This is a genomic window from Stenotrophomonas lactitubi, from assembly GCF_002803515.1.
GTDB classification, from domain to species: domain Bacteria; phylum Pseudomonadota; class Gammaproteobacteria; order Xanthomonadales; family Xanthomonadaceae; genus Stenotrophomonas; species Stenotrophomonas lactitubi.
In genome coordinates, this window is the sequence record NZ_PHQX01000001.1 from 796,993 (window position 1) to 809,934 (window position 12,942).

Consider the following 12,942-nt stretch of genomic DNA (forward strand, 5'->3'; position numbering starts at 1 on the left):
GTTCCGGAGAGGGCATTCGAAGGAAGCAACGGGCGGAGCGATCAGGCGGTGGCGAGCAGCCGCGGAAGCGAGGGCTGCAGCAGGCTGCCGTCGAGCAGGCGCGGCAGCAGCGCAGTAGCGTCGTGGAAGGTGTCGATGGCGGCGTGGGGAATGCCGGCGTCGGTGCAATGGGCAATGAGGCGACGCTTGGCGAATACGAAGTCGGCGTGTTCGGATACGCAGAAATCCGAGGCACCATCACCGATCATCAGCACGCGGGGTGCTTCGTCGGCACGTGCCTGCGCCGCGCAGGTGCACTTGCAGGTGCCGCTGCGGCAGCCTTCGGCCTGGTAGGGGGATTCCAGTTGCCAATGACCGTCACACCAGCGCAGGTGGTTGGCCACTACAGGCAGCGGTGGCAGGCCATGGTTGGCGAGGATGCGATGGATCGCGTAGTCCAGACCGTCGCTGACGATGCGCAGAGGCAGGCCCAACGCGTGTGCGCGATTGACGAAGGCGGCGAAGCCCGGATCGATGCGTACCTGGTCCAGGTGTGCATCGAGGGTGGCCGGATCCAGCTTCAGCAGGCGGACCTGGCCCTGCATGCATTCACGCGAGCCGATCTCACCCGAACGCCACTGATCTTCCAGCTGCTGCCAACCGGGCTGGCCGAATTTTTCCAACAGTGAATCGATGACGTCCTCGAGGCTGATGGTGCCATCGAAGTCACACAGGATGCTCCATTGCATGGGCAGCTCCGTCGATGAAGAGAGGCCTTGGCACGATGCCGGCGACGGGGCCAATGTAGGCAGGCCGTCTTTCTCGTTCCTTTCCGCCTGAAAGCTCGAATGGAGGCGCTCGGGAAGCGTTCAGCCAGTGACGCGGAGCAGGCCTCGCCTGGCTTCAGCGACTACTGGCGCGCCAGTACCTTCACGATCTCGCGGGTGTCTTCATGGCTCAGCCAGGGGCTGTTGCCCACGGTCAGGCAGCGGGCGGCGAAGTCGCGGGCATTGGGTACGGGCGCGTCTGCAACGATGCCTCGCAGATAGGCGTAGTCCGGCAGGGCATGGATGAACATGCGGCTGACACCCAGGCCGCGCTGCCACAGCGCGGACAGTGCTTTGTCACGTGCACGTTCGCTGGGCAGCATCAGCATCAGCATCGGCCAGGTGCCCTGGGTGCCTGGCATTCCGTCCACCACCTCAACGGCAGGCAGCGACTCCAGCTGCACGCGCAGCTGCAGCGCACGCAGGCGGGCTGCCTGCAGGAAGGCGGGCAGACGCTGCGCTGCGCGTGCACCGACGTTCTGCCGCCAGCGGCTGACGCGATGCTGCGGAATATCCAACGGAAACACATCACCCACCGCAGCTTCCAGGTCGCCGCTGCGCAGGGCACGCCGCAGCGGGTTTCCATACACCAGCGACAGCAGGGAAGGGCGGTAGCAGGCTGCCAGGCCCAACAGCTGCAGGCTGCGGGTCAGCTCCCAGCGCAGGCTGAAGGGCGTGTGTCCTGCGGCCTGCTCGATCATTGCCGTACGCAGTGCTTCGTCATGCGTCAGCAGCAGTCCGCCCTCATGCAGGCTCAGGCCTTTGCCGGCGGCCAGGCTGAAGAAACCGATGTCGCCGCGCAGGCCGACGCTGTTGCCGGCCACGCGTGCCCCCAGCGCCTGCGCAGCGTCCTCGATCACCCATGCACCGACGCGGTGCGCGATCGCACATGCGCGATCGACATCGGCGATGCGCCCGCCCAGATGTGTGGGAATGATCGCCAACGTGCGTGCATCGGCTGCGGCGTGCAGTGCTACCGGGTCGAAATCGAAGTGGTCGCGGCGGGTATCGCACAGCTGTATGCGCAGGCCGAGGCTGTGCACGGCAATCGGCACCAGTGGGCAGGTATAGGCCGGCAGGATCACCGTATCGCGGTACGGCGCGCGCCTGCGCAGGGTGCGCAGGGCGATCAGCAGGGCGTGGGTGCCCGAGCAGGTCAGCTGCAGTGGCGGCGTGCCCAACTGCTCGGCGAGAATCGCGCACAGGTCGCCGCCGCCGGGAAGGAAATCGCCGGCCTGCAGTGGCAGACCGGCGGTGGGCGGCAACTCGCGCGACAGCAGGCTCACGGGGATGGTTCAGTTGCAGCGTGCGGATCATCCGCTTCGGCACGACCCAGGCAGATGATGCCGGCCACGATCAGCACCGCACCGATCAGGTGATGCAGCGTCAACGGTTCGTGCAGCAGCCACGCTGACAGCAGCAGCACGCTGATCACTTCCAGGTGCGAGGCCGCGAACGCAGGGCCGATCGGCGCGTGCCGCAGCAGGCTCATCCAGGTGAAGAACGCGCCGACGTAACCGAGCATCGCGCCGTACACCCAGGGCTGCGACAGCACGCGCAGCAGCCACGCGGTGTTGGCCTCGACCGGCAGCGCGGCGTCGCCGGCATACTTGAAGCACAGCTGGGCCAAGGTGTCGAAGGCCATCAGCAGCGGAAAGCCGATCAGGTACAGCCGCCTCATGTTCCGGCTCCAACCACGGCAACGCCGGCGCTGACCAGCAGCATGCCGGTCACCCGCAACGGCGTCAGCCGCTCGCGGAACAGGAGGCGGCCGGCAACCATCAGCGCGACGATGTTGATCGAGCCGAGCAGCACGCCCTGCGACAACGGTACCAGCGACAGGAAGGCGATCCAGGCGACGAATTCAAGCACGTAGCAGGCGATGCCCAGCCACAGCCAGGGACGGCCGAACATGTGTTTCCAGCGCTGCAGGCCTTCGCCGTCCTGCGGGTCGCTGGCGGCGGCCTTGAAGGCCAGCTGGCCGCCGGTGTCGAGCACCACGTTGACCAGCCACAGCAGGGTGGCAAGCGATCCCATCTCAGGCGACCGCCTGCAGCACGCCCGCACGTTCGCCGATGTCGCTGAAGAAGCGCGCGCTGCGGCGGATCACCTCGCGCCGTTCGCGATCGATGGTGATCATGTGGTAGCTGTCTTCCAGCACCACCAGTTCGGTCGGTCCGCTGACGCGCGAGATCACCAGCTCGGCATTGCCCATGCTGGCCACGTCGTCCTCGCGGGCGTGCATCACCAGGCACGGTGCCGTGACCTGGTGCAGGTGACGGCGGGTCCAGGTGCTCAGTGCACGCATTTCGGCCAACGCATGCCACGGATTGCCCGGCAGGCCGGCAGCGGCACTGTCACCGGACAGCATGGCGGCGCTGACCTGCGCGCGCAGGCGCTCGTCGCGCAGGCCATACGGCGGCTCTTCCATGAACATGCGGTCGCGGCCGATGCCCAGGCGTTTGAACCACGGCAGCAGGAACGAGAAGCGCGCAACCGCCGGAATATTCCAGCCGTCGTAGCGGAAGGTGGCGCCGTACACGCCCACGCCGGAGACCCAGTCCGGCCGGCGCGCGGCCAGTGCCAGCGCCAGCACCGCACCCATCGACAGCCCGCCGACGAACAACTGGTCAACCTTGCCGCGCAGGTTCGCGGCCGCATCTTCCACGCCTTGGTACCACTCTTCCCAGCGGGTCTGCAGCAGGTCCTCGACGCTGCCGCAGTGGCCTGGCAGCTGCACACCGTGCACGCTGAAGCCGGCGTTGTTCAGCCCTTTGCCCAGCATGCGCATCTCGGCCGGCGTGCCGGTCAGGCCATGGATCAGCAGGACACCCTGCGGGCCACCGGGAAGAAAGAACTCATGGGATGCGGACACCAGTCGGCTCCAGCGCGGCAGTCGGGATGGCCAGCATCGCAAGCGCGATTTTCGGCAACCTTTCAGCGGACCGGCTGGATCAAGGGCCCTTCAGCAACGGTATGGTGATGGATACCTTCAGGCCGCCACCGGGACGGTTGAGGTAACCCAGGCGCCCGCCCAGATGCTCGACGGCCTCATGGGCGATGGCCAGGCCGAGGCCGGTGCCGCTGGCGGCAGTGCCGGGCGCGCGGAAGAAACGTTCCCCCAACCGCGACATCACGTCCTCGGGTACGCCCGGGCCGTTGTCTTCGACGTACAGCTCGACATCATTGTCGTCGAGGGTCTGCACGCCCACCGTGACGGTCGCATCCACGCCGGCGTAGCGCAGGGCGTTGTCGATCAGATTGTCCAGCGCCTCGTGCAGCAGGGCGCCGTTGCCCAGTATCCGCACCGGCTGCTGCGGACCCAGATAGCCCAGGTCGATGCCATCGCGGATCGCTTCGGGCACGCGCATGCCCACCCATTGCGGCACCAGCTCGGACAGGTCCAGCGCCTCCACCGTCTCCGGCACGGTCTGGGCACGGCTCAACGCCAGCAGCTGGGTGCTGACGCGGGCGGTTCGCTGGTTGAGCCGGCGGATGTTCTGCAGCGCTTCGCGCACGGTCTCAGGATCGCCGTGGGCCAGTGCCTGGTCCACGTGCAGTGCCATGCCCGCCAGTGGCGAGCGCAACTGGTGCGCGGCATCGGCAATGAAGCGGTTCTGCAGCGTGATCATTTCCGCCTGCCGCGCGAACAGGCCATCGATGGTGCTGATCAGGGGCTGGATTTCCTCGGGCACGTCGGCGTCGGAAATCGGTGCCAGCTCGCCGCGGCGCTGGGCCAGGCGGGAGGTCAGCGGCGTCAGAATACGCAGGCCGTGGGTGACGCCGAACCAGACCAGTGCCGCCATTCCCAGGGCCAGCATGGCCATCAGTGGAATGACGATCATCAGGATCTCGCGTGCACGCTGGCGGCGGTCGGCCATGCTTTCGGCCACGGTCACCGCCAGCTGGTCCTGTGGATCGTTCATCGCCTGGGTGCAGACCGTCGACATGCGCACCTGCTGGCCATTCAATTCACCTTCGTACAGTGCCGGGTGCATGCCGCTGCAGTCCTGCGACGGTGCATAGGCGCTGAAATCGGCGTTGCCGGCGATGGTGCCCAGGCGGCTGCTGTCGACGTTGAAGTAGCGATGACCATCGGGGTCGTACTCGATGAGAAAGCGTGCCTGCGGGGACAGGTCGCTGCTGACCGGCATGGTGCTGAGCATCTGTGCGAACGATACGGTGTCGTCGGTCAGGTTGCGGTCGTGGATGCGGTTGGAGTAGTCCAGCGCCACGTAGTACGCCAGCAGCGTGTTGAAGGTCAGCAGGCCCAGCATCGGCAGCGCCAGGAAGGCGAGCAGACGCCGTCGCAGGCTGGGCGGTCCGCTGATCACGCGCCGGCGTCTTCCAGCATGTAGCCCAGCCCGCGCACCGTGCGGATGCCCATGCCGCCCGGCTGCAGCTTGCGGCGCAGGCGATGCAGGGCGATGTCCAGGCCATTGTCGGTCAGGTCCTGGCCCCAGTCGCACAGGGCCTCCACCAGCTGCGCACGGGAGACGATGCGCTCGGCACGCACCGCCAGGGCGGACAGCAGGCCGAATTCGCGCGCGGTCAGCTCCAGCGTCTGCTCGTCTATCCACACCCGGTGCCCGGTCAGGTCCAGGCGCAGCCGGCCGATGCGCAGGTCGGGGTTGCCGTTGCTGGTGACCCGGCGCAGCTGCGCGCGCACGCGCGCTTCGAATTCGTCCAGCGCAAAGGGTTTGACCAGGTAGTCGTCGGCCCCCAGGTCGAGCACGCGCACGCGCTCGGCCAGGCCATCGCGTGCGGTGACCACCAGCACGGCCAGGCCATCGCCGCGCTGGCGCAGCCGTTGCAGCACGTCACGGCCATCCAGCTGGGGCAGGCCAAGATCCAGCACCAGCAGTGCGTACTGGGTGGAATTCAGTGCGGCATCGGCATGCGCGCCGTTGTCCACGTGGTCGACCACGTGGCCCTGCCGGCGCATCGAGGCGCACAGGCCGGAGGCGATGTCGGGGTCGTCTTCTGCGATGAGAACGCGCATGCGCGGGGCTCCTGGGGGCGGATGGGCCGCCCGCTGGACAGGGCGGGCCTCTCGGCTGCCGAGGGTAGCGGCAAACCGGGTGCAGGTGGCGGGCGTGGGGGACCTGGGCCGGCCCGGCGCTGGCCCTTCGTTCAGTCCTGCAGGCCGGGCTCGCCCTTGGCCAGTGGCACCCGCGAACCGTCCAACAGGCCGCGGCTGAGCTTGCCGCCCTCGATGAACAGCAGCTCGCCGTTCTCGCCATTCTTGATGCTGCTGTCGATGGCGATCACGCGGCCGTCGTGGAAGCTGCTGACATGTGGCATGGAGGTGTGGCCGACCACGATGCGCTTGAGCTGGAGGCGGTCGAGCACCGCCTGCACGCCCGGGGTGTCCAGGCGTCCGTCGAAGTAGCCGCGGTACCAGATCGGGCTGGTCTTGCCGTCGTACAGCGGTGCAGTGGCGGGGTCTGCCTTCACCTCGGCCTTGGGGATGCCCAGCGAGGCCTGGTAGGCGGCGTTGGTGCGGGCCGGGTCCAATGCCATCTGCACGGCATCGGGCGAGATGCCGCCGTGCAGGAACAGGGTATCGCCGATCTGCAGCAGCACCGGGCGCGTGCGCAGCCACTGGCCGATCACCGAGTCGGCACCATACAGCTGCGGATAGCTGCGGCCGAGCAGCTGCGCGCTGCGCAGGTACTTCGGGTTGACGTAGCGCAGGTCGTCGTAGAGCACCATGGTCTCGTGGTTGCCGAGCACGAAATGCACCGCGCCACCGGCCGCCGCCGCCTGCTGCTGCAGGCCGTACAGCAGCCAGAACGCTTCGGTCACCTGTGGGCCGCGATCGAACACGTCGCCCGCGATCACCAGCGTGTCCGTGCCCAGTGCCCAGCGGTCCTGCGCGTCGATCACCCGGTTGGCGCGCAGCAGGCGGACCAGCAGCTTGTACTGGCCGTGGATGTCGGACACGGCGACGATGCGCGGCACGGCGGGCAGCACGGATACCGACGGCGCATTCGGCGGCAGCACATGCACCGCATGCGGGTAGCCGCAGTGCGCGGCAACATCCGCGCCTGCGGTGCCGGCGCGCACGGTATGGGTTTCCACCTGGTCCTGGCAGATCCACTGCGCTTTCAGTTGCGCGCCTTCACGGAACACATAAGGACCATCGGTGTCCACGTGTTCTGCAGGTGCTGCCACGTCGCGGGCCGAGGCCAGTGGTGCGGCCAGCAGCAGGGCCAGCGGCAGCAGGATCGAAACGGTTCTGGCGTAGTTCGGCATCGGCGGCATTCAGCGGCAGGAGACCAGCGATGCTAACTGCCCGGGGACGTCGCCGGTGTGCGTGAACGGGCGGATCAGGCCCGGCTGTCTCCTTCCTTGAGCTTGCGTACGCGGGTATCGGCGGCGTGCAGGGGCTGGCCATCGCGTCCGTGCGGTTGCATGTAGGGCAGCGGCCGGCGGCTGCTGGATTCGATCAGCTGCGAGTGTGCCTCGCCAGCAGCGAAGCGATGCCGTTCTCCCCATTGCCGCAGGGCGACCAGCAGCGGGAACAGGTCCTGGCCGGCCGCGGTCAGTACATAGTCCTGGTACGCGCTGCCATCGGCGGCAGGCTGCTGCACCAGCAGCCCCGCCTCGACCAGTCGCCGCAGGCGGTCGCTGAGGATGTTGCGCGCCGCGCCCAGGCTGCGCTGGAAATCGCCGAAGCGGCTGATGCCATCGAAGGCATCGCGGATGATCAGCAACGCCCAGCGGTCGCCAAGCAGATCGGCGCTGCGGGCCACGGGGCAGGGGCTGTTGGCGTGCATGGGGAATGTCCTCGATTGTGGTTGCAGTTTAAAACCAGTGGCGCTATCGTGCACGTAGTTTCAAATTGCAACCACCATGATGATGCCTTCGCTGTCCCGCCCGTTGTTGGGCCTGCTCGCCATTGCTGCCGGTGCCAGCGTGGCCAACGTCTACTTCGCGCAGCCGCTGCTGGAGCGCCTGGCCCACGATTTCGCCCTTGATGCCGCGGTGGCCGGTGCACTGCTGGCTGCCACCCAGGCTGGCAGCGTGCTGGCCCTGCTCGGATTGCTGCCGCTGGCCGACCGTGGCGACCGTCGCCGACTGCTGCGGGTGCAATTGCTGGCGCTGGTGGTGGCGCTGCTGTGGCTGGCCGCCGCCCGCAGCACCGTGTGGTTGTTGTCGGGCATGCTGCTGGCGGGGTTGTTGGGTACGGCGCTGACCCAAGGGTTGATCGCCTACGCCGCCAACCTCGCTGCACCGGAGCAACGCGGGCGGGTGGTGGGCATGGTCCAGGGCGGCGTGTTCATCGGCCTGCTGTCGGCACGCGTGGTGTCCGGCGCGGTCGCCGCCGTGGCGGGATGGCGCGCGGTATACCTGCTGTCGGCACTGTTGATGGCAGCGCTGGCGCTGCTGCTGTGGCGGCGGCTGCCGCACGTGCCGGTGCCTGCAAGGCCGCCGGCGTGGCGCGAGCTGCTGCGTTCCATGGTCCAGATGCTGCTGCAGGATCGGGCACTGCGCGAACGTGGGCCTTTGGCACTGCTGTTGTTTGCCGGTCTCAATGTGTTCTGGGCGGCGGTGCCACTGCCGTTGTCGGCGCCGCCCCTGAGCTGGTCGACCGCTGGCATCGGCGCGCTGGGCCTGGCTGGCATCATCGGCGCGCTGCTGGCGGCGCGGGTCGGGCACTGGATGGATCGTGGCTTTGCCCATCGGGTGAGCCTGGGCGCGCTGCTGTTGATGCTGGTCGCCTGGGCGCCGCTGCTGGGCCTGCCGCAGTCGCTGGCGCTGTTGCTGCTGGGCGTGGTGGTGCTGGACCTGGGCGGGCAGGCATTGCATGTGTCCAACCAGGCACTGCTGCTGCGCGCACCGGCCGAACAGCATGGGCGCCTGGTGGCGCTGTACATGCTGTTCTATGCGGTGGGCAGCGGTGTGGGCGCTGCCGCAGGCACCTGGATGCAGGCGCGCTACGGGTGGCCGGCGGTGTGCGCGCTGGGAACGGGAATCGCCCTGCTGGGCTTGGCGTGGTGGGCGGCGTGGCGTATTCCGCGCAAGGCCGCCCGGTAGCGCCGACGCTGTTCGACGCCCTACCGCGCGCGCTGCAGGCTCAACGTTGCAGCGCGCGTCGCCCGGGTGCCTCGGGCAGTGCTTCGTCGGCCACCACCACACGGTTGCGGCCTTGTCGCTTGGCGGCATACATCGCCGCATCGGCGCGCGCCATCAGCCGCTCGTAATCGGGATGCCCATCGTGTCCGGCCACGCCGATGCTGGCGGTCAGGCCCAACGTCTGTCCATTCGGGAGAGAGATCGGCAATTGTGCGATCTGCCGACGCAGGCTTTCCGCGATCACCTCCGCCTGCGACTCGCTCGCCGCCACCAGCACCACCACGAACTCCTCGCCGCCATAGCGGAACAGGTAGTCGCTGCCTCGGGTCTGCTGGCCGAGCAGGGCGGCAACGTGCTGCAGGGCGCGGTCGCCAGCGTCGTGGCCGTGGCCATCGTTGATCGCCTTGAAATGATCCAGGTCCAGCAACAGCAGCGAGAATGGCGTGTGGTTGCGCGTGGACAATTCGATCTCACGGCGCAGCACGGTCGGCAGGAAGCGCCGGTTGAGCAGGTTGGTCAACGCATCGCTGCCCGCATCCAGTTCGCCGATGCGTTCGAACAGCAGGGTCATCAGGTTGCGGATGGTGGCGAGGTCTTCGCGGATCGCCGGCAGGGCCGCCAGTCGCCGTGCCGGATCTTCATCCGTGGCGCGCTGCAGGTTGCTGTCGATGCGTGCCATCAGCTGGGCGACCTGCTGTGTCTCGCTGCTTTCGCCGAAGCTGGGAATACCCTTGTGGGTGAACCACAGGCCGAATTCCGAGGTCGCCAGACTGGCGTTGTCGGCGCCTGTCGCATGGCCAGCGAGCGTGTACAGCAGGCTGTTTTCCCAATCCAGCAGCAGGGCGCGCTGGCGCTCGCGCTCGGTGCTGACGTTCTGCACCAGCGAGAACAGCCGGTACGCTGCATCGGTGCGCGACGAGCGCTCACGTGCATGCGTATAGGCCAGGGTCATGCCCTCCATGGCGATGTCCATGATCGCGCTGAGGCAATCGATGGCGGCGAAAGCGGTGTCGCTGTCATCGGCGTCGGCGCGCAGGCGCACGAACAGTTCGTGCTTGAGTACGCGTGCACCGCGTGCCACCAGGTCAACCGGAATACCGACCCGTGCATGCACATCGCCGATCACCCGCTGTGCGGCGACCGTAGCGGCAATTCCATCCGCATCGGTGGTCAGCAGCTGGGCCAGCCAACGCTGCATCGCCGGTTGCAGGCGTTGCTTGACCTGTTCATGGGACAGGAAGCGGCGCGCACGCGTGTCCTGCAGCAGCACCTCGTAGAAGCGCTGCGCCAGCATTGGCGGTGCGTCGGCGGCCACGGCATGCAGCAGTGCGGCGGCGGCGGGGCCGGCCTGCAGCAGGCACTGCTGCCAGGCCTGAGCCAGCGGTTGGCTGGCTTCGTCCAGTTGGGGTGTATCCACGTCGATCTCTAGCGGCGCACAACAGACCACGGTATCGGCCGCAGCTGTCGACGGTTGATGGCAGGTAAGCCGTCCAGTTTAAGCGCCATGCAGGCCGAAAAACCCGGGCAGAGCACATGCCGGCCGATGCCGCAATGCGTTGACGCATTTGAGAATCACTCGCATTTATGAAAAAATGACGTCAGGAACCGACCTGCGGGCATCCCGCAGCGATCGTTCCGCCTCCCCCGTCGCCGCCTCGTGCCCTATGCCAGAGGCTTCCGCTGCCCTGCCAGAAGGTCCAGAACATGCCTGCAAACACTCTTTCACCGCGCCCGCTGGCGCTCGCCGTCGCCGCGCTGCTGGCCGGCGCTGCGGTTACCGCGCATGCGGAAACCGATGCCACCGATATCGATACCGTGCATGTCACCGCCTCGCAGATCGCGCGGCAGGCGCTGGGCACTTCCACCATCACCGCTGAAGACATCGCCAAGCGACCGCCGGTCAACGACATCGCCGAACTGCTGCGTACGATGCCCGGCGTCAATCTGACCGGCAACAGTGCGTCGGGCCAGTACGGCAACAACCGGCAGATCGATCTGCGCGGCATGGGCCCGGAAAATACCCTGATCCTGATCGACGGCAAGCGCGTGGGTGCACGCGACGCGGTGCGCATGGGTCGCAGTGGCGAGCGCAACACGCGCGGCGATACCAACTGGGTGCCGGCGGAAATGATCGAACGCATCGAAGTGCTGCGCGGCCCGGCGGCGGCGCGCTATGGCTCGGGTGCATCCGGTGGCGTGGTCAACATCATCACCAAGCGCCCCACTGGCGACCTGACCGGTGCGGTTGATCTGTACGGCCTGGTGCCCGAACACAGTGCCGAAGGTGGCAGCGAGCGCGTCGGCCTGCAGCTGAGCGGGCCGATGACCGACACGCTGTCGTTCCGGCTGTACGGCAACCTCAACAAGACCGATGCCGATTCGCTGGATCTCAACCGCAACTTCGCCACCGGCGCCAATGCGGTACCGCCGGCGGGCCGCGAAGGCGTCAAGAACCGCGATGTCAACGCACTGCTGCGTTGGGACGTGACCGCCAACCAGGTGGTCGAATTCGAGGCCGGCACCAGCCGCCAAGGCAACATCTATGCCGGCGACCGTGCGGTCAGCAACACAGGCACCTCCACCGGCGTTGATCTCGGTGCGCTGGCCGAGCAGCAGGCCGAGACCAACCGCATGTACCGCAGCACCGGCGCGATCACCCATCGCGGACGCTGGGGCGATGTCAGCTCGCGGCTGACCGCAGCGGTGGAAGGGGTCAACAATTCGCGCATCAACGAGGGCCTGGCCGGTGGCCCGGAAGGCAGCTTCAATGGTGCTGACTGGTCGACCTCGCGCCTGCGCAACTACCAGTTGGACGGCGAGGTCAGCTTCCCGACCACCCTCGGCGGCGCCGAGAACGTGTGGACGCTGGGCTTCGAATACCTCGACAGCCGGCTGACCGATCCGTATTCCATGAGCCAGTCGAGCAGCAGCGGTGGCGGCATTCCGGGCCTTTCGGCCGACCGCGCACGCGGCAAGTCCGATGCACAGACCACCGCCGTCTACGTGGAAGACAACATCTACCTGGGTGAGCGCTGGATCGTGACCCCGGGCCTGCGCTTCGACCATCACAGCCAGTTCGGCAACAACACCAGCCCGAGCCTCAACGCGCAGTTCCGGCTCAACAGTGATTGGGTGGTGAAGGGCGGCATCGCACGCGCGTTCAAGGCGCCGAACCTGTACCAGTCCAACCCGGACTATCTGTATTACACCCGTGGCAATGGCTGCCCGAACGCATTGCCGAGCCCGGGTGCCGGTTGCTACATGCAGGGCAATGCGGATCTGAAGGCAGAGACCAGTTTGAACAAGGAACTGGGCGTGGAGTGGGCACCGCAGAGCGGCTGGCAGGCCTCGTTGACCTACTTCCACAACGACTACAAGGACAAGATCCAGGCCGGTTACACCCAGATCGGCCTGACGGCCGACAGCAAGGGCCGCATCTTCCGCTGGGAGAACGCACCCAAGGCCATCGTGCAGGGGCTCGAGGGCAACCTGGTGATTCCGCTGCTGGGCGAGCAGGGCGACCGCCTGAAGTGGAGCAACAACTTCACCTACATGGTGGAGAACGAAAACAAGAGCACCGGCCAGCCGCTGTCGGTGATTCCCAAGTACACCGTCAACACCATGCTGGACTGGCAGGCCACCGAGCAGTTGTCGCTGCTGCTGACCGGCACCTTCTACGGCAAGCAGGAGCCGGCCACGGCCAACATCAACAACGATCCGCGCTGCACGGCCAACTGCGATGCGTCCACGGTGCTGCAGACCCGCGGCGCGTACAACGTCTGGGGCGTGAGCGCGCGCTACAAGGTGACCGATACGGTCAGCGTGGGCTTCGGCGTCAACAACCTGGCCGACAAGCGCCTGTTCCGCGAGGCCAACAGTAGCGATGCCGGTGCGGCGACGTACAACGAACCAGGCCGCGCGTACTGGGCCAGTCTGCGTTTCGGGTTCTGATCGTCAGGCGGTAGTGCCGGCCGTTGGTCGGCACCCTCCTCGTTTGCGCCGGCCGGGCAGGCCGTGCAGGCCTGAAATGTTATAAACACCGTGATAGTTTCCC

12 protein-coding genes are annotated in these 12,942 nt (G+C 67.2%); 2 read left to right on the forward strand and 10 right to left on the reverse strand.

What is annotated here, in order from left to right; genetic code table 11:
* Positions 1–41: 41 nt before the first annotated feature.
* The 9 genes from CR156_RS03790 to CR156_RS03830 all read right to left on the reverse strand — a co-directional run bounded on the left by CR156_RS03790 (position 42) and on the right by CR156_RS03830 (position 7,588).
* Positions 42–728: an MtnX-like HAD-IB family phosphatase gene (locus tag CR156_RS03790; RefSeq protein ID WP_100551957.1), complete on the reverse strand. Its 687-nt coding sequence runs from the start codon at positions 726–728 to the stop codon at positions 42–44.
* Between the two features lie 161 nt (positions 729–889).
* Positions 890–2,092, reverse strand: a complete 1,203-nt coding sequence (locus CR156_RS03795) for a DegT/DnrJ/EryC1/StrS family aminotransferase (RefSeq protein WP_100551958.1) — start codon at positions 2,090–2,092, stop codon at positions 890–892.
* Positions 2,089–2,487 carry a DMT family transporter gene (locus CR156_RS03800; RefSeq protein WP_100551959.1) on the reverse strand — a complete coding sequence of 133 codons (399 nt, stop codon included), beginning with the start codon at positions 2,485–2,487 and terminating at the stop codon, positions 2,089–2,091. Before CR156_RS03800 ends, CR156_RS03795 begins: the two co-directional genes overlap by 4 nt.
* The gene (locus tag CR156_RS03805) at positions 2,484–2,843 is read right to left on the reverse strand and encodes an EamA family transporter (RefSeq protein ID WP_089239702.1); all 360 of its coding nucleotides are present in this window, start codon (positions 2,841–2,843) and stop codon (positions 2,484–2,486) included. The genes CR156_RS03800 and CR156_RS03805 overlap by 4 nt, the downstream gene beginning before the upstream one ends.
* A 1-nt stretch (position 2,844) precedes the next feature.
* Positions 2,845–3,681 carry an alpha/beta hydrolase gene (locus CR156_RS03810; protein WP_100551960.1) on the reverse strand — a complete coding sequence of 279 codons (837 nt, stop codon included), beginning with the start codon at positions 3,679–3,681 and terminating at the stop codon, positions 2,845–2,847.
* A 79-nt stretch (positions 3,682–3,760) separates the two neighbouring features.
* Positions 3,761–5,140: a sensor histidine kinase gene (locus CR156_RS03815; protein ID WP_100551961.1), complete on the reverse strand. Its 1,380-nt coding sequence runs from the start codon at positions 5,138–5,140 to the stop codon at positions 3,761–3,763.
* Positions 5,137–5,808 (reverse strand): response regulator, encoded by a 672-nt coding sequence (locus CR156_RS03820; protein WP_100464099.1) that lies wholly within the window; start codon positions 5,806–5,808, stop codon positions 5,137–5,139. The genes CR156_RS03815 and CR156_RS03820 overlap by 4 nt, the downstream gene beginning before the upstream one ends.
* Before the next feature lie 131 nt (positions 5,809–5,939).
* Entirely contained in the window at positions 5,940–7,073 is a 1,134-nt protein-coding gene (locus CR156_RS03825; RefSeq protein WP_100551962.1) for a metallophosphoesterase, read from the reverse strand.
* 65 nt (positions 7,074–7,138) lie between these two features.
* Positions 7,139–7,588, reverse strand: coding sequence for a winged helix-turn-helix transcriptional regulator (locus CR156_RS03830; protein WP_100551963.1), 450 nt, complete (start codon positions 7,586–7,588; stop codon positions 7,139–7,141).
* Between the two features lie 76 nt (positions 7,589–7,664).
* Between CR156_RS03830 and CR156_RS03835 the strand changes: the two genes are divergently transcribed.
* Complete coding sequence (locus CR156_RS03835; protein ID WP_100551964.1) at positions 7,665–8,849, forward strand: MFS transporter; 1,185 nt, start codon at positions 7,665–7,667, stop codon at positions 8,847–8,849.
* Positions 8,850–8,889: 40 nt separating this feature from the next.
* Here the strand turns inward: CR156_RS03835 and CR156_RS03840 are convergent, their stop codons facing one another.
* Positions 8,890–10,305, reverse strand: a complete 1,416-nt coding sequence (locus CR156_RS03840) for a GGDEF domain-containing protein (protein WP_100551965.1) — start codon at positions 10,303–10,305, stop codon at positions 8,890–8,892.
* A gap of 287 nt (positions 10,306–10,592) precedes the next feature.
* Here CR156_RS03840 and CR156_RS03845 point away from each other — a divergent pair, with 287 nt between their 5' ends.
* Entirely contained in the window at positions 10,593–12,839 is a 2,247-nt protein-coding gene (locus CR156_RS03845; protein ID WP_100551966.1) for a TonB-dependent siderophore receptor, read from the forward strand.
* Positions 12,840–12,942: the final 103 nt, after the last annotated feature.